24 protein-coding genes are annotated in these 24,494 nt (G+C 69.5%); 10 read left to right on the top strand and 14 right to left on the bottom strand.

Going from position 1 to position 24,494, the window contains the following annotated elements:
* Nucleotides 1–20 precede the first annotated feature (20 nt).
* Complete coding sequence (locus ACLJO0_RS15580; RefSeq protein ID WP_410579224.1) at nt 21–911, bottom strand: TIGR03854 family LLM class F420-dependent oxidoreductase; 891 nt, start codon at nt 909–911, stop codon at nt 21–23.
* Between the two features lie 209 nt (nt 912–1,120).
* On the opposite strand from ACLJO0_RS15580, the gene ACLJO0_RS15575 reads away from it, so the two are divergent.
* Nucleotides 1,121–1,807: a thioesterase II family protein gene (locus ACLJO0_RS15575; RefSeq protein ID WP_410579223.1), complete on the top strand. Its 687-nt coding sequence runs from the start codon at nt 1,121–1,123 to the stop codon at nt 1,805–1,807.
* Here the strand turns inward: ACLJO0_RS15575 and ACLJO0_RS15570 are convergent.
* The gene (locus tag ACLJO0_RS15570) at nt 1,797–4,523 is read right to left on the bottom strand and encodes an ATP-binding protein (protein WP_410579222.1); all 2,727 of its coding nucleotides are present in this window, start codon (nt 4,521–4,523) and stop codon (nt 1,797–1,799) included. The genes ACLJO0_RS15575 and ACLJO0_RS15570 overlap by 11 nt on opposite strands.
* Before the next feature lie 111 nt (nt 4,524–4,634).
* On the opposite strand from ACLJO0_RS15570, the gene ACLJO0_RS15565 reads away from it, so the two are divergent.
* The gene (locus tag ACLJO0_RS15565) at nt 4,635–5,231 is read left to right on the top strand and encodes a hypothetical protein (RefSeq protein ID WP_410579221.1); all 597 of its coding nucleotides are present in this window, start codon (nt 4,635–4,637) and stop codon (nt 5,229–5,231) included.
* Nucleotides 5,228–5,740 carry a YceI family protein gene (locus ACLJO0_RS15560; protein ID WP_410579220.1) on the top strand — a complete coding sequence of 171 codons (513 nt, stop codon included), beginning with the start codon at nt 5,228–5,230 and terminating at the stop codon, nt 5,738–5,740. The genes ACLJO0_RS15565 and ACLJO0_RS15560 overlap by 4 nt, the downstream gene beginning before the upstream one ends.
* Here the strand turns inward: ACLJO0_RS15560 and ACLJO0_RS15555 are convergent, their stop codons facing one another.
* Together ACLJO0_RS15555 and ACLJO0_RS15550 are read right to left on the bottom strand one after the other, a co-directional pair.
* Complete coding sequence (locus ACLJO0_RS15555) at nt 5,741–6,172, bottom strand: DUF6292 family protein (protein WP_125783942.1); 432 nt, start codon at nt 6,170–6,172, stop codon at nt 5,741–5,743. It lies immediately after the preceding gene.
* Between the two features lie 100 nt (nt 6,173–6,272).
* On the bottom strand, nt 6,273–6,716 hold the full coding sequence (locus ACLJO0_RS15550; protein WP_410579317.1) for a MarR family winged helix-turn-helix transcriptional regulator: 444 nt from the start codon (nt 6,714–6,716) through the stop codon (nt 6,273–6,275).
* A 104-nt stretch (nt 6,717–6,820) separates the two neighbouring features.
* On the opposite strand from ACLJO0_RS15550, the gene ACLJO0_RS15545 reads away from it, so the two are divergent.
* Nucleotides 6,821–7,216, top strand: coding sequence for a DUF5313 domain-containing protein (locus ACLJO0_RS15545; protein WP_410579219.1), 396 nt, complete (start codon nt 6,821–6,823; stop codon nt 7,214–7,216).
* Nucleotides 7,217–7,342: 126 nt separating this feature from the next.
* On the opposite strand, the gene ACLJO0_RS15540 is transcribed toward ACLJO0_RS15545, so the two are convergent.
* Nucleotides 7,343–8,284: a hypothetical protein gene (locus ACLJO0_RS15540; RefSeq protein WP_410579218.1), complete on the bottom strand. Its 942-nt coding sequence runs from the start codon at nt 8,282–8,284 to the stop codon at nt 7,343–7,345.
* A 219-nt stretch (nt 8,285–8,503) separates the two neighbouring features.
* Between ACLJO0_RS15540 and ACLJO0_RS15535 the strand changes: the two genes are divergently transcribed.
* Complete coding sequence (locus ACLJO0_RS15535; protein WP_410579217.1) at nt 8,504–9,466, top strand: RluA family pseudouridine synthase; 963 nt, start codon at nt 8,504–8,506, stop codon at nt 9,464–9,466.
* A 42-nt stretch (nt 9,467–9,508) separates the two neighbouring features.
* Here ACLJO0_RS15535 and ACLJO0_RS15530 read toward each other — a convergent pair whose 3' ends face one another.
* Entirely contained in the window at nt 9,509–10,114 is a 606-nt protein-coding gene (locus tag ACLJO0_RS15530; RefSeq protein ID WP_410579216.1) for a hypothetical protein, read from the bottom strand.
* A gap of 135 nt (nt 10,115–10,249) precedes the next feature.
* On the opposite strand from ACLJO0_RS15530, the gene ACLJO0_RS15525 reads away from it, so the two are divergent.
* Nucleotides 10,250–10,825 carry a hypothetical protein gene (locus ACLJO0_RS15525; protein WP_410579215.1) on the top strand — a complete coding sequence of 192 codons (576 nt, stop codon included), beginning with the start codon at nt 10,250–10,252 and terminating at the stop codon, nt 10,823–10,825.
* Here ACLJO0_RS15525 and ACLJO0_RS15520 read toward each other — a convergent pair.
* Nucleotides 10,797–11,576, bottom strand: a complete 780-nt coding sequence (locus tag ACLJO0_RS15520) for an alpha/beta fold hydrolase (protein WP_410579214.1) — start codon at nt 11,574–11,576, stop codon at nt 10,797–10,799. The two genes, ACLJO0_RS15525 and ACLJO0_RS15520, sit on opposite strands and share 29 nt — an antisense overlap.
* A gap of 98 nt (nt 11,577–11,674) precedes the next feature.
* On the opposite strand from ACLJO0_RS15520, the gene ACLJO0_RS15515 reads away from it, so the two are divergent.
* Nucleotides 11,675–12,301: an alpha-ketoglutarate-dependent dioxygenase AlkB gene (locus ACLJO0_RS15515; protein WP_410579213.1), complete on the top strand. Its 627-nt coding sequence runs from the start codon at nt 11,675–11,677 to the stop codon at nt 12,299–12,301.
* Nucleotides 12,302–12,304: 3 nt separating this feature from the next.
* Here ACLJO0_RS15515 and ACLJO0_RS15510 read toward each other — a convergent pair whose 3' ends face one another.
* Nucleotides 12,305–13,579 carry a cytochrome P450 gene (locus ACLJO0_RS15510; protein WP_199748969.1) on the bottom strand — a complete coding sequence of 425 codons (1,275 nt, stop codon included), beginning with the start codon at nt 13,577–13,579 and terminating at the stop codon, nt 12,305–12,307.
* Nucleotides 13,580–13,835: 256 nt separating this feature from the next.
* Here ACLJO0_RS15510 and ACLJO0_RS15505 point away from each other — a divergent pair, with 256 nt between their 5' ends.
* Nucleotides 13,836–16,961, top strand: a complete 3,126-nt coding sequence (locus tag ACLJO0_RS15505) for an ATP-binding protein (RefSeq protein WP_410579212.1) — start codon at nt 13,836–13,838, stop codon at nt 16,959–16,961.
* Between the two features lie 28 nt (nt 16,962–16,989).
* Here ACLJO0_RS15505 and ACLJO0_RS15500 read toward each other — a convergent pair whose 3' ends face one another.
* From ACLJO0_RS15500 to ACLJO0_RS15480, 5 genes are all read right to left on the bottom strand, one after another.
* A complete protein-coding gene (locus ACLJO0_RS15500) occupies nt 16,990–17,841 on the bottom strand; it encodes an ABC transporter permease (RefSeq protein WP_410579211.1) in 852 nt (283 codons plus the stop codon).
* Nucleotides 17,838–18,818: an ATP-binding cassette domain-containing protein gene (locus ACLJO0_RS15495; protein WP_410579210.1), complete on the bottom strand. Its 981-nt coding sequence runs from the start codon at nt 18,816–18,818 to the stop codon at nt 17,838–17,840. Before ACLJO0_RS15495 ends, ACLJO0_RS15500 begins: the two co-directional genes overlap by 4 nt.
* Nucleotides 18,819–18,840: 22 nt before the next feature.
* Complete coding sequence (locus tag ACLJO0_RS15490; RefSeq protein WP_410579209.1) at nt 18,841–19,413, bottom strand: NADPH-dependent FMN reductase; 573 nt, start codon at nt 19,411–19,413, stop codon at nt 18,841–18,843.
* A 164-nt stretch (nt 19,414–19,577) separates the two neighbouring features.
* Nucleotides 19,578–20,477: an ROK family protein gene (locus ACLJO0_RS15485; protein ID WP_410579208.1), complete on the bottom strand. Its 900-nt coding sequence runs from the start codon at nt 20,475–20,477 to the stop codon at nt 19,578–19,580.
* Nucleotides 20,474–21,886 (bottom strand): APC family permease, encoded by a 1,413-nt coding sequence (locus tag ACLJO0_RS15480; RefSeq protein ID WP_410579207.1) that lies wholly within the window; start codon nt 21,884–21,886, stop codon nt 20,474–20,476. The genes ACLJO0_RS15485 and ACLJO0_RS15480 overlap by 4 nt, the downstream gene beginning before the upstream one ends.
* 215 nt (nt 21,887–22,101) lie before the next feature.
* Between ACLJO0_RS15480 and ACLJO0_RS15475 the strand changes: the two genes are divergently transcribed.
* Nucleotides 22,102–22,608 (top strand): hypothetical protein, encoded by a 507-nt coding sequence (locus ACLJO0_RS15475; protein WP_410579206.1) that lies wholly within the window; start codon nt 22,102–22,104, stop codon nt 22,606–22,608.
* Nucleotides 22,605–23,537, top strand: coding sequence for a hypothetical protein (locus tag ACLJO0_RS15470; protein WP_410579205.1), 933 nt, complete (start codon nt 22,605–22,607; stop codon nt 23,535–23,537). Before ACLJO0_RS15475 ends, ACLJO0_RS15470 begins: the two co-directional genes overlap by 4 nt.
* A gap of 6 nt (nt 23,538–23,543) precedes the next feature.
* Here ACLJO0_RS15470 and ACLJO0_RS15465 read toward each other — a convergent pair whose 3' ends face one another.
* Nucleotides 23,544–24,452 carry an alpha/beta hydrolase family protein gene (locus ACLJO0_RS15465; protein WP_410579204.1) on the bottom strand — a complete coding sequence of 303 codons (909 nt, stop codon included), beginning with the start codon at nt 24,450–24,452 and terminating at the stop codon, nt 23,544–23,546.
* Nucleotides 24,453–24,494 lie beyond the last annotated feature (42 nt).

Here is a 24,494-nt window from a genome sequence, read left to right as displayed (position 1 = left end):
TCACGACCACGGTGACCCACTCAGTTCTGCATCGGCACGGCGTGCTCGACGAAGTTCTCGACGAACCGCTCGATCGGTTCCGTCCCGGCCGGGTACAGCACGAACTTGCTCAGCCCGGCGTCGATGTACTCGGCGATCAGGTCGCGGGCGGCGCTCCAGCTGCCCGCGATCAGCCGGGACGGGTCCGCGTCGGACCGTGCCGCGACCGAAGCCGCGAACGCGTCCGGGATCCCGGCCTCCGCGACGATGAGGCTGATGCCGAAATGGTCGGCTTCGACCTCCCGGTCCGCCTCGGCCGCGGCCTTCTGGATCGCCTCGCGGCCGGCGCGCGCTTCCTCCGGCGTGAGGAAACTGGCCAGCCAGCCGTCCGCGAGCCTGCCGACGCGGCGCAGCGCGCCAGGTGCCTTCCCGCCGAGCCAGAGGTCGAGGCGTTTGACCGGGCGCATGCCGAGCCCCTTGCCCTCGACGCGGAAGAACTCGCCCTCGAAGGTCACCTCTTCCTGTTCCAGCAGTGCCCTGATCAGCCGCAACGACTCGTCGAACACCGCGGCGCGGCGTCCGGGCGGCACCGGGAACAAGGACAGTTCGGCGTCGCGCGCGGGTTTCAGGCCGAAGACCGGGAGGAGCCTTTTCGGTGCGAGCGCGGCGAGTGAGGCGAGCTGTTTCGCGACCAGGACCGGATCACGGCCGGGCAGCACCATCACCCCGGTGCCGACCTTCAGTTTCGTGGTGCGGGCGAGCGCGTGCGTCAGCCCGACGACCGGGTCGATCCTCGGCGAGTACACCGCTTCGGGCAGCCAGAGCGAATCGACACCCGCCCGCTCCAGCAGGTCGACCGCGGCACCGAACTCCTCGGTCGCCGTCGCGGTCCCCAGCCCCGCACCGACCCTGATCTTCAGGTCCTCCGCCACACTCGCTCCCTTCCGACCGGCCCGGGATGCGGGCCGTTGTCCAGTGTTCCCACGTGAAGAACCCCGCACAAGCATGGACTCGCCCCGCGAATCCCCCGTACATTCCATTGTCGCGTGGGCCGTCCGCGCGCCGATTGGGGGGACTTTCGATGGCAGGGCAGGATCTTCGCCGCTGGACGCGTTGCTTTCATCCGGCACCCTCGGCCGAGATGAGACTGATCGCCTTCCCGCACGCGGGTGGATCGGCGAGCGCGTACCGTTCGCTTTCGGCGGCCCTCTCACCCACCGTCGAGGTGCACACCGTGCAGTACCCGGGACGGCAGGACCGGATGGGCGAGCCGGTCGTCGACGATCTGCACGTCCTCACCGAACAGCTGGTGGACGTCGTCGCCGCGCTCCCGAAACCCTTCGCCCTCTTCGGCCACAGCATGGGCGCCATCGTCGCGTTCGAGGTCGCCCGCCGGCTCGAAACGCGTGGCCTCGTCCCCGCGGCGCTGTTCGTCTCGGCCCGCCGCGGTCCGGACGTGCGGAAGGACACCTCACACCACCTCGCCGAAGACGACACGTTCCTCAAAGAGGTCAGCAGGCTCGGCGGTACGGACGCGTCGATCTTCGACGATCCGGACATCCGCGCGCTCGCGTTGCCCGCGCTGCGCGGCGACTACAAGGCCGTCGAGACCTACCGGTACCGGCCCGGTTCCGACGTGAGCTGCCCGCTCGTGGCGTTCACCGGGGACGCGGACCCGGTACTGGAGGTGCCGGACGTCGAAAACTGGCGAGAGCACACCACCGGCTCGTTCGAGATGGAGGTGTTCGAGGGCGGCCACTTCTTCCTCGACGCCAATCTCGACGCCGTCGTCGCGCGCATCCTCGGCAAGCTGACCGTCAGTCCCTGAGACCTTCCCTGCTCGCCCACGCGACGACCTCGGTCCGGTTCGCCAGGCCCAGTTTCGCCAGGATGCTCCGGACGTGGCTTTCCACCGTGCGTTCGGAAAGCACCAGCTTCTCGGCGATCCGGCGGTTGCTCAGCGCGTCGGCGAGCAGGACGACGATCTCGCGTTCCCGCCCGGTGAGCGGGTCTGCGGCACGGCGTCCGGCGCGGATCCGGTCGAGCAGCGCCGCGGCCCGCGCGAGCGGCCCCGGTATGGCCAGCCGCCGGAACTCGTCGAGGGCCTCGCGCGCGAGGCCTTGGGCACGCGCGAGGTCGCCTCGGGAGACCAGGACTTCGGCGAGCAGCAGCCGCACCTGGGCGACACCGGGCCGGGCGCCGATGCCTTCGTTGACGACGATGGCCCGCTCGTACAGCCGCACCGCTTCGTCGTGGCGGCCGAGGACGGCGTTGAGCCTGGCGGGCTGTTCCAAGGTCGAGCCGGCGCAGAAGACGCCGGCGCCGCCGGACACGATCGGCCGCACCTCTTCCAGGCGCCGCAACAGGTACTCCGCCATCTCGACGTCGTGGAAGGCCTCGACCAGCGGTACGAGGTTGGGCAGCGCGCCGGTGCTGTGCAGTGCGAACTCCGGGCTCCGCACCAGCGGTACCAGCTGCTCGTACCGGACCCTCGCCTCGTCGAGGTCGCCCTTGAGCAGACTCAGCAACGGCCGCGAAACCAGCGTCACCGGCAGGTGCGGGGCCCGGTCCAGCAACCTCGCGTAGTCGCCTCGCAGCTCGCCGGGATCACCTGTGAGCAGGACGAGCTGGATACGGAACGCGTAGGACATCCCTTTCGCGGAGAAGTCGTCCGCGAGTTCGGTGTCGGCCAGTTCCTCCGCCGCGAAGTCGAGTTCGCGTGCCTCGGCCAGATCTCCCCGCAACGCCAGCACCGAACTGCGCAGCCGCAGATCGTGCCAGCGGATCAGCGGCAGTCTCGTCAACCGCGCCAGTGTCGTCACCGCGACGAGTTCGTCGTCGGCGAGCGCCATCCGCCCGTCCTCCAGCGCGGCGTCGATCCGCCATTTGTGCCCCCACAGGGAGACCAGCGGCTGCCCGGTCCGCGTGCCCAGTTCCACCGCGAGCGCCCCGAGCCGCAGCCGCTCCGACGACGGCAGCGTGTCCGGCGCGACCTTCATCCGGGCGCGGAGGCTGTCGACCAGCGTCTCGGGATCGCCGGACTCTTCAGCGAGCGCGAAGGCCTCGTCGGCGAGTTTCCCCGCTTCGGCGAATCGGCCGTAGTCGGCCTCGACCGACGCGCTGTGCGCCAGCAGGCGGGCCCGCGTCGTCTTGTCGACCCCGTCCACGGCGAGTGCGCGTGAGGCGAGGTCGCGGATGCCGGGCAGGAGATCCGGCGCCGCGACGTCGCGGACCACCAGTGCCGCTTCGGCGACCAGCCCGGCGTCGGCGGCGCGGCGGGCGTGGTCGAGACTTCGTGCGAACCGGCCGGACCTGTATTCGGCGACGGCGAGATCGAGCAGCAGCCCGGCACGGTCCCTTTCGGACAGTCCGGCCTTCGAGCGGGCGTCCAGCGCGATCGCGAGAAAGCGCGCCGCTTCGTCGAAGGCCAGTGCCCGGTTCGCTTCGGCGGCCGCGAGCGCCGCCCATTCCGCCGTCTTCTCCGGCGCGGACGCCGAACGCAGCCAATGCCCCGCGACCGTTCCGGCGAACGCGGGATCACGCCGGGCGTGCTCCTCGAGCGCGGCGGCGGCGCGGCCGTGCAACGCTTCCCGCTCGGCCTGGCCCAGATCCGCGTAGATCCCATCGCGGACGACGGCGTGCGCGAACCGACCGTCACCCAGCACCCCGGCCCCCGCGGCTCGGTCGAGCCCGTCGACGACCTCTCCGAGCGGCAGGCCGGACACCTCCGCGAGCAGAGCGGCTTCGACGTCTTCGCCGATCACCGCCGCGATGGCGAGCAGCCGCCGCACCTGGGGTTCGAGCGCCGCCACCGCGGCACGGACGAGGTGTCCCAGTTCCGATCTCCCCGCCGAACGCGCGATCGCGCCGAGATAGAGCGGGTTCCCGCCGGAGCGGCGATGCGCCTCGCGTACCTCCTCCTCGGCGGGCTTCGTCCCCGCCAATTCGGTGAGCAGCGCCCGGACGTCGGGCTCGGCCAACGGCGGCAGTGAAATACCGCGTGCGCCAGGACGGCGCAGGAGATCCGGCAGCGCGGCGTCCAGTGCGGGCGTGTGCCCGGTGTCCCGATGCGTCGCGATCACGGCCAGCTTCGAACGCCGCAACTCCCCCGCCAGATGCCGCAAAAGGCGCAAGGACGCCTCGTCGGCCCAGTGCAGGTCTTCGAGGACGACGACCAGTCCCGACGGCTCCGCCGCGGCCACCAGCGCGTCCGCCGCGGCGGCCACCAGCCGGAACCGCGCGGCCTGGACGTCGGCGGCGCCGTCGATCTCGGCGAAAGCCCTCGTCACCGCCGAATCGACCGACGGCAGCGCCTCGACCACCCGCCGCCACGGCCACAGCGGCGGCGCTCCGGGATCGTCGGCGCACCGGCCCCACACGACCGCGGAAGCCCCGGCCGTCGCCTCTTCGACCAGCCGGGTCTTGCCGATCCCTGGCGGCCCGGAGACGAGCACGAGCCCGCCGGAGCCCGCGGCGGCGTCCGCGAGCCTGCCACGCAGGCTCGCCAGTTCGCCCACCCTGCCCACGAACGGTTCCCGGTTCACGGAAGGAGTATCGCGCTCCGCACCCGATTCCGTACCGCCCTGCGTACTGGCACTGATGTCCGGACACCGCCGGGAGCGCAGAGTCGGCACGTCCGACGGAAAGGAAAGCCCATGTACGCCACTGTTCACCAGTTCCGGCGTTCGCACGCCGACGAGCCGGAAGGCTGGGGCCACGCCCTCGCCGCGGAACTCCACCCCGGCACCGGTTCGCCGGGCACCTGCACCCTCGCCCAGATCGGCGGCCTTACCGGGCTCGTCGTCGCGCTGTGGCGCGACCGCGGCTCCGCGCTCGCCGCCGGGGACCACCACACCCCCGGCACCTTCGACGCCCGCGTCTACGAGGTCTCCGACGTCGAAAGCGGCACGGCCGAGCCCAGGATCGCGCAGGCGACCTGGTTCGATCGGCCGTTCACCCAGGCCGAGGCCGACGCCGCCGACTTCGGCGGGCGTGAGCGGATCCGGCCCGCCGTCCAGGGACTCGGCGGGATCGCCGGTTTCTACGTCCTGACCGCCGAGGACAGGTCTCGTCTCGTCCTCGGCTTCACCGAGTCGATCGAGGCGATGGAAGCCGTCCAGAAGGCGGTCATGAGCACGGAACTGCTGCCCGGCGAGGACCCGGCGCTGCTGCCCGGCCCGGACCGGATCGACGTCCACCGCGTGCTCCACACGTCCCTGCCCGCACCCGGTCTGGTGGGTGAGCCGCGATGACCGCCGGGACGTCCGCGCGCGTCGGCACCTGGACCGTGCTGGCCGAACGGACCTCGGCCGCGTTCACCGTCCGGAACTTCGGTTTCCGCGTGGTCCATGGCTCGATCCCGGTCAGCCTCGGTTCGGTGCGCGTCTCCGGAAGCGGCGTCACCGCCGTCGAAGCGGCCCTCGACCTCGACAGGATCGACACCGGCAACGCCAAACGCGACGCCGACCTGCGCAAACCCGGTCTGCTCGCGATCGACGCGCATCCCGTGCTGACCTTCGCCGCGGACCGGATCGAAGGCGGCCCCGGCGAGTGGTCGGTCGAAGGCACCCTCGGCGCGCGAGGCGAATCCTGTCCCGTCACGGTGACCGCGACAGGGCCGGAGGACAACGGAGACGGCACCTGGCGGGTGCTCGCCGGCGCCGTCTTCGACCGGCGGGCGCTCGGTGTCCGCGCGCCGAGGTTCCTGATCGGCGCGGAGATCACGATCGCGCTCGACGTGGTCCTCACCCCGCCCGGCTGATCAAGCCCAGGCGGCGAGTTCCTTGGCCAGCGCGGACGGTCCGCCGGCGGTACGCAACGTCGGCGGACCGGGCCAGCAGTCCTGGTGTTCGCCGGTGCGCAGGGTTTCGGCGAACCGGGCGACCAGCCGCGGCTGCGACGCGACCGTGCGGCCCCCTAGGTACGCGACGACGACGTGGTGGTCGTCGTCCGAATGCGTCGCCACGGCGGCAGACCAACCATGCTCCTCGTGCCACATCAGGTCGACGTCACGTTCGGGGAAGCCGGGAAGACGCCAGTTCAGCCTCATCCGCGCGGCGACCGGGCCGGTGAGGTCGACCGTGCACGAATCCCTCCGTATCCCCAGCGCCGCGGCCACGTCTTCCAGGTAGGCGTTCAGCCTGGTCACGAGCTCCAGACCTGCTTCCGTGGGCGCGGGGGTCGAGGTGGTCACGGTCCCTCATCTTCCTGTCACAGTGAGTTGGCGTGACGGGAATTACCCACCCCGGCGCGGCTTCACACCCTCATTTCGTCACGCCACGGTTTCGGTTCGCTCAAGCCGTGGCTTCGATGACGCGAGTCAGGGCTTTGTGCAGCGCCTCCAGCTCGGAGACCTCCATGCCGAGCTTCTCCACGACGCGATACGGGATCTTTTCCGCCTCCGCGCGCAACGCGTGACCGGATTCCGTCAGCTCGACCGTCAGCAACCGCTCGTCCTCGGCGCTGCGCCTGCGCGTGACGTAACCGATCGTCTCCAGCCGTTTGAGCAGTGGCGACAGCGTCGCCGGCTCGGCGCGCAGGGCGACACTCAGATCCTTGACCGCCTGCGGGCCCCGCTCCCACAACGCCAGCATGACCAGATACTGCGGATGGGTGAGCCCGTGGGGCTCCAGCAGCGGCCGGTAGATGGCGATGACGCTGCGCGACGCGACCGACAGCGCGAAACACACTTGACGCTCCAACGCGAGCGGATCCTCGCCCAGATCGATCGACTTCATCTCCGGCCCCTCCGAGTTCATGTCGCCGATCCTAACCGTGACGCTAATATTTAGCGTACTAATCATTAGTGTACTGTGAGTGCATCGACGGAAGGAGTCGCCCGATGCCCCGCAAGCGCCCGGACGTGTTCCGCTGGCTGTGGTACTCACTCGGCGGCAGGCTGCCCGAGCGCTACCACGACTGGATCCTCCACGACGCCACCACCGGAAGCTGGCGCTGGCGGCACGTCGCCCGCAGCACGGTGATGATCGCCCCGCTCTGCGCGGTGTGGCTCCTCCTGCCCGGCCCGCTCACCCTCCGGCTGGCGATCGTGCTGATGGCCGCGCTCGTGGCGTACTTCTATTCGATGGCGTACATGGAAGAGAGCATCGAGCACCGGCTCACCAAGAACGGCTTCCCGCCGGGCATCGGCCGCCGGACCCGCGCCGAGGCCACCGCCATCGCGGAGGCCGACGTGACCGAGAGGTACCTCGCGAGGTACCGAGACCAGGCCGGATAAGGCTTCGCGGTCTCTCGCGTGCCATTGGGTGCCTCGAGAGCTCAGATGCCGGTGTCGCGAAAGCCACTTTCGCGACGCCTACCGTCCCGAAAGTGGCTTTCGCGACACCCTCGGCAGCCATTCCGGTCAGGCGACGCGGCGGCTACGGGCTTCGGCGGCACGATGCGCGGCCACGAGTTCGGCGGCGACCCGCTTCGGTTCCGTTCGCAATCGACTGGGCAAGGTCTGAAGGACCGCGATGCCTGCCGCCGCATATCTGGAGTTTCTCGCCACTGTCGCGGCGTACTGCTGCTTGCCGAAGTGGAAGTCGTACGAATCGATCTCCCAGGCCAGGCCCACCGCCGCGAAGTAGCCGTCGGGAGTCGCGATGTACTCGCCGCTTTCGTCTCGAAGCTCGCGATTCCACTGAGGCTCCGGCAAACCGATCATTCGCCACACCCGCATCGCGTCGACCTCGGCGGCCGACCGCGCACCATCAGCGATCCGATGCAACGCTTCGCGCGGGATGGCGGTGCCACGGCTACTCCCGGCATCGAGCTCGCCGAACAACTCCGGCAGGCTCGCACCCCGCTGCACCGCCTCGGCAAGCAAAGCCGAAACCTCCTGTCGCGAGCTGAGCCGACGACACTCGTCGAGAACCGACCGGACCAAAGGTGCCAGCGGCACTCCATCGAACACGACCGCCTGCGGCAGCCGGGTCGTGCGTTCGATGATCACGTGTCCGGAACCGCCGATCTTGTGTTCAAGCGGCACAAGCAAGTGAACGCGGAACGGATGGTCCGGCAAGGCCCGTGATCCCTGCCGTCGACAGGAGACGGCTCCGGTCACCACCGCGTCCGGCCCGGCGTACAAGAGGGCGGCATCGATCAGCTGCCGTCGCGTCGGCTCGCCGGAATGCAGCAGCACGACACCCGGCAGCAGCCGTTGCCACGGCTTTCCCGGACGGCACCGGCGATAGCAGGTCCTCGACGGAACACCGAGCTCCGTCAATCGGGCGACGGTGATCACTCCACCACGGCTGTGCCGGTAGAGCCCCTCGGGATCACGATCCCAATCTCTGGTTTCCACGTCATGATCGTCTGCCCTTCCTGCCGTCGGCCGCCAGCACTCTCCACCCGACCGGTGGACAACTCGCCACACCAGCCCCACTGTGGACAACTCCGCGGGTGTCGCGAAAGCCACTTTCGCGACGCCTACCGCCCCGAAAGTGGCTTTCGCGACACCTCGGCGGCTGCCCGAGACCAGGCCGGACGAGACTTCACCTGGTCACGACTAGAGTGCGCGGTGATGAGACGCAAGCTCCGCCCGCCGCTCCCACCCCGCCACGGGCTCGACCCCGCAAGGCTCAAGATGCCCGCCGAGGGACCGTGGACGACGTTGCGGGAGCACCTCGTCGAGCGGCTCCCCCGGGTCGCGCCCGAGCGGATCGTGGAAATGCTCCGCGAGGAGCGCATCGTCGGGCTGGACGGGCCACTCGGCGTCGATTCGCCGTTCGTGCCGGACTCGTTCATCTGGTTCCACCGGGACCTGCCCGACGAGGTCGAGGCCCCGTTCGAGATCTCCGTCGTGCACCGCGACGAGCATTTCCTGATCGCCGACAAACCGCATTTCCTCGCGACGATCCCGCGCGGGCGGCACATTCTGCAGACCGCGCTGGTCCGCCTCCGCCGCGAACTCGATCTCCCGGCGCTCAGCCCCGCGCACCGGCTCGACCGGGTCACCGCCGGGCTCATCCTGTTCGTGAGCACCCCCGAACTTCGCGGCAAATACCAGACCATGTTCCGGGATCGCTTGGTACACAAGGAATACGAGGCGATCGCGCGGTACGATCCGGACGTCGTGATGCCGCGCGAGATCAGCAGCCGCATCGTCAAGGAACGCGGGGTCATCGCCGCGCAGGAGGTCGACGGGCCGCCCAACGCCGAAACCCGCGTCGAACTGATCGAGCACCGCGACGGCCTCGGCCGCTACCGCCTGATCCCCGCGACCGGCCGCACGCATCAGCTCAGGTTGCACATGAGCGGCCTCGGATTGCCGATCCTCGGCGACGACTTCTACCCGGAGCTGACCGAAACCCCGCTCGACGACTTCACCGAACCCTTGCAGCTACTGGCGAAGGTCCTCGAGTTCACCGACCCGGTCACCGGGGAACGCCGCCGGTTCGAAAGCGAGCGGACACTCGAAGCGTGGACGGATCTCGACTCGTGGCGCCGAGGTCCGGAACGAGCCGTGAACGGCGATTCGGGTTAGAACCCGAATCGCCACTCACGACCCACGGCACCGGCCGCCGCCTCACTTACGCCAGAACTTGATCCCGCTCCAGGTCACCTTGACCGGTCCGGCGCCGCTGGCCGTCCGGTAGGCGCCGAACTTGTCGTAGTAGCTGCCGCCGCTGCTGCTCACGGTCTGCTTAAGCGAACCGTTGATGTACACCTTGTGCGTGCTCCCGACCTGGTGCACGGTGTTGACCCGCACGGACGTCCCGACGGTCGCGCCACTCCCCAGGGTGTCCCCGCCGTGGACGGCATAGAGCCGCCCGCCGCGTTCGACCGCGAGCATGAAGTACGGCCCGGCGGTCGGCGCGTCGCGGAAGGTTTGTTTGAGGCTGATCCGGCTGCCCGCCATGCTGGTGATCCGGAACGATCCTTCGAACTGCCTGGTGCCGCCGGTGTAGGTCACGTAGCGCCGCTCGGCCCGCTGGTCCCCGCTGCCGGTGGAGCAGGTCAGTTCGAAATTCAGCCCGTCGACGTTTCCGCACCCGCGTTCCTGGACCTTGAACGAGGGGTTCTCCGCCGTCCACGGTCCCGTTCCGACCTGGGCGTTCGCCGGCATCGCCGACGCCATCAGGCCGAGGACGGCCGCCGTGGCCACCCCGGCGGTCCGAAGTCGTCTCCGCATCCTGCCTCCTGCGCACTCAGGGCGGCGGTGGTCCAGACCAGGACCAGGCTGCGACTGTACGAGCACGAACCGTCATCGGACAAGACGTTGACGCTCCGGCGTCCCGCTGATTGGGTAACGAAGGTGATCCTTTCCATGACGGTCCTCGAAGGATTGGCGGCTGGGACGATCAACCTGGCCTTCCGGCGGTGGTCGAAGCAGAACGTCCGCCAGGGCGACGTCATGCGGCTGGAGGCCGGGGTGATCGAGGTCGGCTCCGTCGAGACCGTCGATCCGGCGGCGATCACCGATGCCGACGCCCGCCGCTCCGGGGCCGACTCGGCGAACGCGGTCCGCGGCACCCTGCGTGGCCCCGCGGACGCCCCGGTGTACCGCATCCACCTGCGCTACCTCGGGCCCGATCCCCGCCGCGCGCTCAGTGCGGAGGCGGAACTGTCCGAAAAGGACTTCGAAGCCATCCGCCAGCGCTTGTCCAAGATGGACAGACGCCGCCCGTGGACTCACGAAACCTTGCGGATCATCGCCGGGAATCCCGGCCGCCGGGCACAGGAACTCGCGGACCTCCTCCGCCGCGAGAAGGAAACGCTGAAGGTCGACATCCGCAAGCTCAAGAACCTCGGGCTGACGCTCAGCCTCGAAGTCGGCTATCGGATCTCTCCACGTGGCGCGGCCTACCTGCGCCTCAGCGAGGATCCCGGTAGAACGCGCTGAGTTCCGGCACGAGCCGCTCCGGCGGGACACTGTGGAACTCGCCGTCCAGTTCCACTTGCCTCGCCCCCGGGGTCACCTTCGCGGCGACGAGTGCGGCGGCCTTGAGCCAATCCGTGCTGCCGTTGCTGTTCATCACGAGGACGGGCGTCGCGATCGTCGCCAGTTCGCCCGGCACCTTCGAGTCCCTCATCACGAAGGCGTCGTAAACGAGCGTGGGCGCGAACGACCGGAGTTCGGCCCACATCGGCGTCGCCTTGGCCTCGGCGACGGCCTCCGCCGGAGAGCCGACCGCGGACATCATGAACAGGGCGACGGCGTCGTCCCAGCGGTCCGCCGCGACCAGGCGGCGCATCTCGTCGGCGTATCCCTCGGGGGCTTCTTCGGTTTCGCCGCGATAAGGCGGCTCGAAGACCGACAGGCGCGCCATCGGCACGCCGGCCGCGGCGGCGAGGAGGGCCAGCGCGCCGCCGGAGGAGATGCCGTGCACGATCACCGGCTCACCGAGTGAAGCGACGACAGCGGCCAGGTCTTCGATCTCACGCTCGACCGCGTACGGCGCGGTGTCGCCGCTGTCGCCCCGGCCCCGTCGGTCGTAGGTCACCACGGAGAACTCGGCCGCCAGCTCCGCGACCAGCGGTTCGTCACCGTGACGGTCATTGCCCGCACCCGCGACGACCACCACCACCGGACCCGCGCCGCGTCGCTCGAACACGATCGGCGTTCCGTCGGCGGACCTCGCTGTGTTGATCATGCGGCCATCGTGCCCGGCCTCGCCGCCGGACGCAGGCCATTTTTCCCACTCGAACATGCGTTCGACAAATGATCGGGACCGGGGTATGTTCGGTTGCCATGACCCCCGCCCTTCAAGCCTCGCTGTTCGACGAGTGCGCCGCACTCGGGCTCGGCTCGCTCGACGGGATCCGGCGCACCGAACTGACCAGGGGCGCCTGGATCGACGTGCTGCCTGGCTGGCTCACCGGCGCGGACGAACTGTTCGCCCGGCTCGCCGAAGACGTGCCGTGGCAAGCCGAACGACGGCAGATGTACGACCGTGTCGTCGCCGTGCCCCGGCTGCTGAGCTACTACCGCGAAGGCATGCCGCTCCCCCACCCGATCCTCACGGAGGCGAGGGAGACGCTTTCGGCGCACTACGCCGACGAGCTCGGCGAGCCATTCGTGACTTCCGGTCTGTGCTTCTACCGGGACGGGCGCGACAGCGTCGCCTGGCACGGCGACGACACCGGCCGCTCGCGCACCGAGGACACCATGGTCGCGATCGTCTCGGTCGGCGCCGCCCGGCAGCTCGCGCTGCGCCCGCGTGGCGGGGGCGAAACCGTCCGGCACGCCCTCGGCCACGGCGATCTGATCGTCATGGGCGGCAGCTGCCAGCGAACGTGGGAACACGCCGTCCCCAAGACCGCCAAAGCGGTCGGCCCCAGGATCAGCATCCAGTTCCGTCCGAGAGGAGTCGCCTGAGAATCACTCCAGCAGCACGGGAAGCGCGTCGACGCCGTAGACGATCGAGACCTTCCGGAAGCCCACCGCCTCCGGCTCGACCGCCAGCCGCATCTCCGGGAACCGGCGCACCAGCGCGGGATACGCGGTGCGCAGCTCCATCCTGGCCAGTTCGGCACCGATACACCGGTGGATGCCCCAGCCGAAGGCGAGATGCGACGTCGGCTCGCGGGTCGCGTCGAACTTCTCCATGTCCTCGCCGAGGACGCCGTCACGGTTCGCGACGCTGAGGGAGACCAGGACGATGTCGCCCTTCGCGATCCGGACGCCGTCGACCTCCATGTCCTCCTTGGCGAAGCGCGGGAAGGCCATCTGCACGACCGTCAGGTACCGCAGCAGTTCCTCGACGAACTTGTGGACGGCGTCGTCGTCGCCGCGAACGGTCTCGAACAGCTCGCGGTCCTTGAGCAGCACGAGCGCGCCGAGCGCGAGCATGCTCGCCGTGGTCTCCAGCCCGCCGGTCAGCACGCCGTCGGCGAGGCCTGCCAGCTCGCGGTCGTCGATTTCGTCGCCGTGGTCCTTGATGAGCATGCCGAGCAGGCCGTCGCCCGGGTTCTCGCGCTGCTTCTTGACGATGTCGTCCAGATAGGACAGTGACTCGGTCATCGCGCCGAGTGACGCGCCCGCGCCGCCGAAGAGGTCGAACCGCGCGGTGCTCAGCCGCTGGAAGTCGTCGCGGTCCTCGTACGGGACACCCAGCAGCTCGCAGATCGTCAGCGACGGGATCGGCAGCGCGAAGGCCTCCCACAGGTCGACGGGGCCGTCCGCCTTCGCCATCGCGTCGAGCTGGTCGGCAACGATCTGGTCGATCCGCGGCGTCAGCCGGGACAGCCGTCGCATGGTGAACTCCGGCGTGAGCAGCCGCCGCAGCCGGGTGTGCACCGGCGGATCGGCGAACCCGAGCCCACCGGGGTTCTGGTCCTCGGTCACGCCCGCGTTCCCGACCAGGTTGGTGAAGTCGTTGCTGAACTCGCTCACCTTGCCGAGTACGGCCTTGGCCTCGTCGTAACCGGTGACCAGCCAGCCGTTCATCCCGAACGGCAGGTCGAGCTTGCTGATCGGCTCCGTCGCGCGGATCCGGCCCAGCTCGGCCACCGGGTCGAGACCGTCGCGCTTGAGCGGCAGCAGCGCGTTGTCCGGGATGATGGACATCTTGGACAGGTCGAAACCGTTCTTCTGCTGACGCGCGAGGTAGCGGCGGCCGATCCAAGCCAACACGCGCGAGCGAATGCTCCCCATACCCTGCACCCTACTCCTGCCGCTGAGCACCTGACCTGGCACAACAGGTCGCCTTCGCCCGGTGGGGCAGGATTTTCGACGGTTGTTCACCCGCCGTCCCACTCGATCAGTCACGTCCAGAAAGTCGGATTTCCGCCGCGGGAGGTTCCCGGCGACCGGGAGACCTCGGTCACCGTCGGTCACAACGGACCGGAGACAACGCCTGACATCGGGTGCGCGTCGTGAGATTGTCGGACCTTACTGGGAGGATTCGGACATGTCAGCCGTGCTCATCGGACGCGACCATCCCGCGGGGGTTCTCCGCGCGGAGATCGCCCGTGCCGCCGAAAGCCACGGCGGGCTGGTGCTGGTCACCGGCGAGGCCGGGATCGGCAAGACCACGCTCGTCACCGGCGCCGCCGAGGAGGCGAAACGCCTCGGCGCCCTGGTGCTCAACGGGTCTTGCTGGGACTCGGCCAGCGCGCCGGGCTATTGGCCGTGGACCCAGGTGATCCGCGGGTTGCGGCGCGCGGTCGGGCAGGGGCGCTGGGCCGCGATGGCCGACAGTGAACTGGACGTCCTGCTCGGTGAAGCCCGCGGCGACGGCGCGGCGGACGGCTTCCGGCTGTACGACGCGGTGACGAGCGCGCTGGTGGCCGCCTCCCAGGATCAGCCGATCGTGGTGGTGCTCGACGATCTGCACTGGGCCGACGCCGCGTCGCTGCGGTTGCTCGAGTTCGCCGCGCAGCACACCTGGTTCGAACGGTTGCTGCTGATCGGCACGTACCGGGACGTCGAGGTCGAGGCGACCGATCACCCGCTTCGCTCGCTCATGCTGCCGTTGCTCGCGAAGGCCACTTCGGTCACGCTCACCGGCCTCGAACCGGACGAGGTCGGCACGCTCATGGCCAGGACGGCGGGCACGGCGCCCGAAGACGCGTTGGTCGCCGAGGTCCACCGCCGCACCGGCGGCAACCCGTTCTTCGTCGAGCAGACGGCGCGGCTCTGGCACAGCGGCGGTTCCGCCGAGACCATCGCGCCCGGCGTGGCCGACGCCCTGCAGAGACGGCTTTCCCTGCTCCCCCAGCCGGTTCTCGATCTGCTGACCACCGCCTCCGTACTCGGCAGGGAATTCCACCGCAGGCTGCTCGCCGGCGTGGCCTCGGCGCCCGTGCCCCAGGTGGACCGGCTGCTCGACCAGGCCGTCGCGGCACGGCTGGTCGTGGTGCACGGGCAAGGCCGGTTCGCCTTCGCCCACGACCTCGTCCGCGAAACGCTGTACGCGGCCCTGTCCGAACAGGACCGCCGGAAACAGCACGCCGCGGTCGTCGCGGCGGCCCGCGAGACGCCGACGTCACGGGACAGGCTCTTCCCCGCGGACCTGGCCCGCCACGCGCTGCTCGCCGGACCCGAACTCGATCCGGGCGAGGCCATCGACCTCTTGCTGGCCGCCGCGATCGACGCCACCGGCCGCATGGCGGTCGAGGAGACGACCACGCACTACCGGCGGGCGATGGAGATCGCCGAGGACCGGCGGCGGCAGGCGAGCATCGCCCTCGAACTGGGCGCGCACCTGACCCGTCACCACGAGACGGACGAGGGCAGACAGGTCCTCGACGAGGTTTCCGCGCTCATCCACGAACTCGACGACGACGATCTCCTCGCCAGGCTGGCGCTGACCCTGGTCCGCGCCGATCACAAAAGCCTTCGGGTCGACGAGACGGTCAAGGTGCTCACCGAAGCACACGCGCGGCTTTGTGGCCGCGAGCCAGGACAGGAACTCACCGTCGAGGAGATGACGCAGGAACTGTCCGCGCGCATCATGATGACCGCCCGCGACCATGAGGACGATTCCGCTCTGCTGTTCGGTCTGTGGGCCCGGCACGACGCGATCTGGGGGCCGGGCAGCGCCGCGGAACGGGAACGGCTCACCGACGAACTGGTCGTGGTCGGCCGTCGCACGGCGAACCCGGAATTGGAGCACTACGCGGCGTCGTTCAAGTGGGTGGCGCTGCTCGAACAGGGCGATCCCCGGTATTTCGAGCAGTATCAGGAATTCGTCGCACTGGCGAGCACCGGCCGCGCGCCGAGTTCGCAGCTTGCCTCCCGGATCGACCAGAGCATCATCGCCACCCTCCAAGGCCGGTTCACCGAAGCCGAGGCGTACATCCAGCAGGTGCTCTCCGACCACGAAGGGGGTGAGCATCCCCATTTCGGTGACCTGAACCAGTTGCAGCGGTGGGCCCGGTGGTGCCTGGAGGGGCGGTTCGACGATCTCGCCGGATTGCACCGCGAGATCGCCCGCGGCGGGTACTCGTACAGCCGCCTGCTGGAGGCGGTCACCGCGGCCCACCGTGAGGACGTCGGGGAGGCCGTGCGGCTCACCGATCTCGCGGGCGACGCGAAACCGTACCCTCGCGATCTGGAAGCGTTGTGGCTGCGCTGTCAGGCGCAGACGGCGGCGGTCTCGCGCGATCCCGAACGCTGTGAAGCCGCCCGCGCGCTGCTCGCGCCCTACAGCGGGGAATGGCTGGTTTCCCTGTACGGCTGCGAGATCTCCGGACCGGTCGACCTCTGGCTCGGCAGGCTCGATCTGGCGCAGGAACGCTGGAACGACGCGGTGGACCGGCTTCGCGGCGCCGCGCTCTCCGCGGACCGGCTGAGGGCCACGGTCTGGGCGACCGAGGCCAAATCCTGGCTGGCGGCGGCTTTGCTCGGCCGGAACCTCGAAGGCGACGCGGCGGCCGCGGCGACCCTGCTGTCCGAAGTGGACAGAGAAGCCGCCGCGTTCGGCATGCGGCAGATCCTGGCCAGAGTGGCGCGGACGCGGAACAGCGCGCAGGCGCCGCCCGCCCCCGCCGCCGAATTCCGTCGCGACGAAGCCGTGTGGACCTTGCACTTCGACGGCGTCACCGCCCGCCTTCCGGACTCGAAAGGGTTGCGGGACCTGCATTTCCTGCTCGGCAGGCCGGGTTCGGAAGTGGCGGCCGTCCGGCTGCTCGATCCCGCGGGAGGCGAGGAGGTCGTGGCCGCGAAGAGCCTCGGCGGGGACGCCGTCCTCGACGACGAGGCGAAAGCCCGGTATCGCACACGGCTGGACGAACTCGACGAGCTGATCGACACCGCGACCGAGCTCGGCCAGGACGCGCGCGCCGCGGCTCTGGACCGTGAACGGGACGCGCTGCTCGCCGAACTGCGATCCGCGGCCGGGCTCGGCGGCCGCACCAGGCGGCTCGGCGACGAGGCCGAACGCGCCCGCAAGACGGTGACCGCCCGCATCCGCGACACCCTGCGCAAACTCGACGAGCAGCATCCGGCGCTGTCCGCGCACCTGCGCGCGTCGGTCACCACCGGTTCTTCGTGCCGCTACGCACCCGAAGACAAGGTCCCCTGGCGGCTGTGAACCGCCAGGGGACCTTGTCACCCCCAGCTCATTTCCGGTTGTAGAGCCGCATCGTCAACGTGCCGAAGATCGCGAGGATGACTCCGCCGGCGATGAGCACCCAGGTGATCTCGCCGCCGTCCCAGTTGCCGGACATCATCGAGCGGACCGCCGCGACCACGTGGGTCACCGGGTTGACGTCGACGAAGGCCTGCAACCAGCTCGGCATCGTCTTCGGGTCGACGTAGATGTTGCTGAGGAAGGTCAGCGGGAACAGCACCATCATGCTGACGCCCATCACCGACTTCTCGCTGCGCAGCAGCAGGCCGAACATCGTCCAGATCCACGAGAACGCGAACGAGAACGCCAGCAGCAGGAGGATCGCGGCGGCCACGCCACCGAATCCGCCGCCGGGCCGGAAGCCCATGATCAGGCCGACGCCGAGGATCACCACCGACGCGATGAGGTAGCGCAGCATGTCGCCGAGCAGATAGCCGACCATCGCCGACGGCCGCCAGATCGGCAGCGTGCGGAACCGGTCGAACACGCCCTTCTCGATGTCGGTGTTCACCGAGATCCCGGTGTACATGGTGATCATCAGGATGCTGCTCGCCATGATGCCCGGCAGCACGAACTGCAGGTACTCCGTCGGCGAACCGGACAGCGCGCCGCCGAACAGGTAGGTGAACATCAACGTCATCATGATCGGGAACGCCGTGACGTCGAACAGCTGCTCGGGCACGTGCTTGATCTTCAACATCGCGCGCCACCCGAAGGTGACCGAGGTCGACAGCGCGCTGGGGCGCGGTGGCCGCGTCTTCGCGATCAGGACGGCGGCGAGGTCTTCGGGCTTCGGCGCCGCGAGGACGGGTTCGTTCTCTTTGACGGTTGTGGTGCTCAAGCTGCACTCTCCTCAGGCGTGGCGGTGCGGTCGGTCAGGGCCAGGAAGACCTCGTCGAGGCTCGGCTGGCCGAGGGAGAAGGTGTCGACGATGATTCCCGCGCGGGCGAGTTCGCCCAGCGCGTGCGAGGCGTGTTCGGCGGCGCCCTGTTCGGTGCTCTCGCCCGAAAGCCGCGCGGTCAGCGCGACCGGGTCCGATTCGAGCACCACCTGCGCCTGCAAGGTGCGGACGAGCAGCGCCTCGGCTTCGGAACGCCGATCGGCCTCCCGCAGCCGGACGTGGACCGCGCCCGCGCCGACCGAGGCCTTCAGCTGCCCCTTGGTGCCTTCGGCGATCACCTTGCCGTGGTCGATGACCGCGATCCGGGAGGCCAGCTGGTCGGCCTCGTCGAGGTACTGCGTGGTCAGCAGGACGGTGGTGCCGTGCTCCACGATCGCTCGCACGATGTCCCAGACCTGGTTGCGGCTGCGGGGATCGAGACCAGTGGTCGGCTCGTCGAGGAAGAGCACGTCCGGGGTGTTGAGGATGCTCGCGGCGATGTCGATCCGCCGCCGCATCCCGCCGGAGTAGTTCTTCACCTGCCGCCCCGCGGCCTCGGACAACCCGAACGCCGCCAGCAGTTCGGCTGCCCGCGCACGGGCGGCCGGTTTACGGTGCCCGGTCAGCCTGCCGATCAGCACCAGGTTCTCGGTCCCGGTCAGGTCCTCGTCGACCGAGGCGTACTGCCCGGTCAGGCTCACCATGGACCGGACCGCGTCGGCCTCGCGGACGACGTCCTTGCCGAAGATGCGCGCTTCGCCGCCGTCGGGGCGGAGCAGGGTCGCGAGCATCTTCACCGCGGTGGTCTTCCCGGCGCCGTTCGGTCCGAGGACGCCGTACACGGTGCCCGCGGGGACCTTCAGGTCGATCCCGTCGACCGCCCGGTTCTCCCCGAACACCTTGACCAGCCCCGAGGCTTCGATGGCCAGTTCACTCATTTTCGTTTTCCTTTCAGAAGCTTCAGCAGACGTAAGGACGGTTGGCGCGTGCCTCGCGCAGGGCGAGGCCCCACCAGACGAGTTCGTCGAGCAAGGTGGTCACGGCCTGTCCCTGCCCGTCGGTGTCGAAGGGGGTGCCGTCGCGGGCGAAGGTGTCGTCGAGGAGGTTGAAGGCCACGCTGTCGCGCATGGTCACCGTGTGCAGTTCGGTGAAGATCGTGCGCAGCTGCTCGACGGCGTAGAGACCCTGCGAACGGTAGCCGTAGGAGACGAACCCGACCGGCTTCGCACGCCACTCGTCGTAGGCGCAGTCGATCGCCTGCTTGAGCGACGCGGGGAAGCTGCGGTTGTACTCGGGGGTGACGACGACGAACGCCTCGGCCTCGTCGACCAGCCTCGCGAATCGCTTCATATCGGCGGCCGGCGGTTCCGGCAGCCCGGCGGGCAGGTCGAATTCGACGAGGTCGAGCACTTCGGTGACGAGGTCGTCCCGGTGTTCCGCGCGGCCGGTGAACCACTTGCCGACGGCGTCCCCCACCCGCCCTTCGCGGACGCTGCCGATGATCACCGCGACCCGCAGCGGACTGTCGTCCATGACCGACCTCCTCTCGCCTCACCCCCTAGGCGCGAGAAAGCCGCCGGGCCTTCGCTAGATCGGATCTAGCGAAGGCCCGGCGGCTTCGGTCGGTGATCGCGATTCGGCACCTGAACGCGATGCTTACCTGGCGCAACTATCGCAACCAGGTGCCGAATTGCGGGTTACGCGTCCAGCGCGATCGCGATCGCGCCCAGCAGGGACGCGTCCTGGTCGAACTTCGCCGCCACCAGCTCCGGCGGGAACGGCACGGCCTGGGCCAGCCGGTCTCGCAGCGCGGGCAGCAGGACGTCGGCCGAGCGCACCAGTCCCCCGCCGACGGCGATGCGCCGCGGGTCGAGCGCGATGGCGAGGTTCGCGACGTGCATCGACAGTTCGTCGAGCGCCGCGCCGACCAGTTCCTTGGCCTGTGCGTTTTCCCTGGCGAGGCCGAACAGTTCGCCCGCGGTTACCGGGCGGCCGAGCAGCACACTCGCCCGGCCGCCCAGCCCACGCCCACCGACGGCCTCTTCCAGCGGCGCCGCTCCGCCGGAGAACCCGTCGGTGTCCTGTGGCGAGCGGAGGTTGTACCCGATCTCGCCCGCAGCTCCGTTGGCGCCGGCCAGCAGCCGTCCGCCGACCAGGACCGCCGCGGCGATCCCGGTCCCCAAGGAGAGGAAGACCGCCGGATCGGTGTCCGCCAGCGCCCCCCACCGCCATTCCGCGAGCGCCGCCGCCTTGGCGTCGGTGCCCACCTCGATCGGCACGCCTTCGAACTCCGCGGCGACGAGTTCGCGCAGCCGCAGTTCTTCCCAGCCCGGCACGTTGGGGGCCAGCAGGATGCGGTCCTCCAGCACGATGCCGGGGCTGACGACGCCGATCGCGACAAGTGCGTCCGCGGCGCCTTCGTCGGCGAGCAGTTTCCGTGCCGCGGCGAGCGCACGGCTGACCACCTGCCCGGCGCCCGACTGCGCGTCGGTGTCGAGCCGCCGGGTGACCAGCAGGCTCCCGGCTCTGTCGGCCAGCCCGATCGCGACCTTCGTCCCGCCGAAGTCGATCCCCAGGATCAGTTCGTCCCCCATCACCGCACGTTCCCCTCTGCTGCCGCCCCCGCGAACGATTCCTGGATTCCCTTGGGCCCGAACGGCCACACGCGCTCCGCCTTCGCGTAGGCGAGGAACGCCGCCACGCCGAGCGCGATCCAGCCCACCGAAAGCCCGATCGAAAGCCAGGTGGCGGAGAAGTAGATGTAGACCCAGCCGAGCAGTGCGATGACCGTCGGGATCGGGTAGAGCCCTTGGCGGTACGGCCGCTCCAGTTCCGGCCGCCGTCGCCGCAGCACGACGATCGCCGCGACCTGCGCGAGCGACTGGATGAGCACCAGCACCGTCACCGCCGCGTTGATCACCGCGGTCAGTGTGAACAGCGAGCCGATCGCGGCGATGACGCCCATCGTGAGCACACCGGCCGTCGGCAGGTTCAGTTTCGGGTGCAGTCGGGCGAAGACCGGCAGGAACACCTTGTCGCGCGCGGCCTCGAACGGGACGCGTGAGCCGCCGAGCAGACCGGCGAACACCGAGCCGATCGCGGCGATCACGATGAACACGGTGATCACCTTCGCCGCGCCCGTGCCCCAAGCCTGTTCCAGCACGGTGGAGGCGACCGAAGTGGCGTTCTTCAATTCCTCCAGCGGGACCGAGCCGAGCACGCCGAGCTGCAGCAGGAAGTACAGGCTCATGATGCCGAGGATCGAGAGGATGATCGATCGCGGCAGCGTCCGGCCGGGGTCGCGCACCTCGCCGCCGAGGTAGGCGCTGGTGTTGTAGCCGAGGTAGTCGTAGATGGCGATGATCAGGCCCGCGCCGAGCCCGGCCCAGAACGCGCCGCCGTCGAAGGAGAACGCGCCCGGCGTGAACGCGAACGCTTGCGCGCCGTCGAAATGCGTGAAGGCGGCGACGATCACCGAGAGTGCGGCGAACAGCATGATCGCGAACAGGACGGTGGTCAGCTTCCCGATCTCGCCGATCTTGCGGAACAACGCCAGCACGATCAGGACGATGACGCCGAGGCCGATGACCTTGCCGAGCCCGGTGGTCCCGCCGTCGTCGGCCACCCCCGGGATCAGGTACCCGAGGTACTGGACGAGCCCGATGATGCCGGTGGACATGATCAGCGGGATGAACAGCACCGCGCTCCACGCGAACAGGAACGGCATGAGCCTGCCGGTCCGGGAGCCGAACGCCTCGCGCAGGTACACGTAAGTACCGCCGGCGCCGGGGAGGGCGGCGCCGAGTTCGGCCCAGATCAGGCCGTCGGCCAGCGCGATGACCGCGCCGATGAGCCAGCCGAACATGGCCTGCGGGCCGCCGAGGGTCACCACCATCGCGGGGATGGTGACGAACGGGCCGATGCCGCACATCTGGGTCATGTTGATGGCGGTCGCCTGGAGCGGCCCGATCTTCCGCTCGAGCCCCGGCAGCGGGGATGAACTCAAAACGCGCCTCCCTCTTAGTTAGTAAAGTTTCTTAACATAAAACACGGCGTGTCGGAAGGCCAGGCGATGAAGTTGTCGCGTGCCGGTCCACCCCGGACTGCCCGAAAGGGCGAAAGCGGCGAAATACGCCCGAATGGCCCAAGCCGGGACGTATCAGGAGGCCGTCGTTCTGCGTCCTTACTCAGAAGGACGTCTTCCCAAGGACGGTGAGGTCAATGAAACGGCTGATCAGCGCGGCGATCGCGATCGCCGCTCTCGGGTTCACGGCGGCCTGCGGCGGAGCCTCGACTCCCCGCGACACCGCTCCGGCGGATCTGACCACCGGCAGCGAGGTGACGACGGAGACCGCCCCGACGGCGTCTTCCGAGGCGGCCCCGACCGGGCCGGGACCCCGGCGTACCGAGGAACGCCGTCCGCCCGTGGTTCCCGGAAGCCCCATCAAGTACAACAGCGACCTGCTCGGCACCGATCCCACCACCGCCAAGAACGCGATCGAGCAGAACCTCGCGGACCTCTGCAAGAGTCCCCGGCGGTGCGGTGTCTCGGTGGTGATCCCGAACCCGGACGCGGGTGACTGCATCCTCAGTATCGGGCCGAATCCGGTTCTCCCCGGCAAAACGATCAAGATCGTGGCCAGGTCGTGTACGACCGAGACGACAGAGGAAAGCTCGGCACCTCCGAAGTCGGAAAGCACGGAACCGAGCGAAACCACGGGCGGATGAGCGTCCGGCGCTCACTCCGCCGGGGCCACCGCGGCCTCCGCAGACCCGAGCCCGCCGTCGGCGAGCCGGCGGCCGACCCGTCGCGCGCGCTCAGGCTGATCGGCACCGCGCTGGCCAACACCACCCTGCTCACCGCGTTGCTCTACTACTTCGGGCTCGTCTACACGCAGACGTACTTCATCTACTTCCGTGTGCACTACACGCTGCTCGGCCAGACACCGGACGAGATCTTCGGGCGAGGTGTCGACGGCATGCTCCTGCCGCTGACCGGCGCGGCGGGCGCGGTGCTGCTCTTCCTGATCCTGACCCGGTTCCTGAAGACGCGGCTCGGCGAGGGTCCCTGGAACCGCCTGCTGCGGATCTGCGCCCCGGTCGCCGGCGTGCTCGGCCTCGCGCTCCTCGTCTCGTCGACGGCGATCGCCCTCGACCCGGAACCCTTTCGCGACCATCCCGGCGTTCCCGGGGTCGGCTTCGCGATCGGTGTCCTGATGGTGCTCTTCGCCTGGCGTCACTGGACCTCGCGCAGCACACCGAGCGGCCGTTCGAACGTCGCGGAATTGGTGACCGGCTACGTCCTGGTGAGCATCGGCCTCTTCTGGTCCGTCGGCGACTATTCGGGAGCCGTCGGCACCAGCCGCGCCTTCGAGGCCTCCGGGGTGATCACGACGAGACCGGCCGCGACCTTGTACAGCGCGGAAAGCCTCAACCTCACCGCGAACGGTGTCACGCAGGTGAAATGCGCCGACGCCGAATCGGCGTACAAATACCGGTACACCGGGCTGAAGCTGCTGCTCCAGTCCGGCGGCCAGTACGTCTTCCTCCCGGGGAACTGGCGGGCCTCGACCGGCGTCGTGTTCGTGATCCCGAAGACCGACAAGCTGCGCCTCGAATTCGGCCCGCCCCGATCGGTCCCGCCGCCCGCCTGCTGACGCGCGTCAAACCAGACGGCGCTCCAGCCATTCGGTGACCGTGTCGTCGACCAGTTTCGCGATCGGCAGCTGCGGTGCGGGTTCGATGCCCGGCTCTTCGGCCAGCGGATGCGCGAGACCGGGCAGCATGGCCAGGCGGACGTCGTCCGGACGGGCGTACCGCTCACGCAGCGCGGCGACCAGGTCGTCGGCATCGGTGCGCAGGGACGGATAGTCGCCCTCGCCGCTGACGAGCAGCAGCGGAACCTGCTCGTCCCGCGCCGAGATTTCACCCGATCGTGCGACGAAGTCGAGCTGATCCGCCGCTCGTTCTGCTTCGTCGCTCCACGGATACGCCTGTTCCAGCATGTCTTCGACCAGGCCGATCACCGAACGCGCCCGCACGGCGGGGTTGATCAGGACCGCCGCGCGGACCGGGATCTCCCGCGTGGCCAGGATCGTCAGCGCCACCGCACCGCCGAGCGAACCACCGACGACGGCCATCCGGGACGAGTCGAACCCGAAGCGCTCGCGCAGTTCGGCCAGCGCGGCGGGGAACTCCAGCGCCGCCTGCGCGACGACCGGGTCGATGTAGGCGAGCATGGCGTCACGCCGGGCCCGCTCGAGCAAGGCGTCCATCGAGCCGTCGACCATTCTCGCGCCGCACAACGGCATTCCGAGGTACACCCGCCACGCAGGCACCCCCGCCAGCGGCAACGCGGCCGCGAACGCGGCGTCGGAACGGGGCGCGTCGATCATGTGCCAAGCGACGACCACCGGCGCGGGACCGCTGACCTCGGCCGATGGCGGCAAGACTGTGAACGGTACTCCCGCGGCCGTGCCCGTGACCGGTTCTCCCACCGTTGTCCTTCCTCGTGTGCTGTCGATCTCCACGATATCCAGGACGCGCGGGAAGCGGACCTCGTTCCGCCACAAGCGAAACAGTATGCCCGCGACGTCACCCCGACGCGCCGCGGA

Source organism: Amycolatopsis sp. lyj-108 (assembly GCF_046549005.1).
Taxonomy (GTDB): domain Bacteria; phylum Actinomycetota; class Actinomycetes; order Mycobacteriales; family Pseudonocardiaceae; genus Amycolatopsis.
This window is presented reverse-complemented; position numbering and strand designations above follow the sequence as displayed.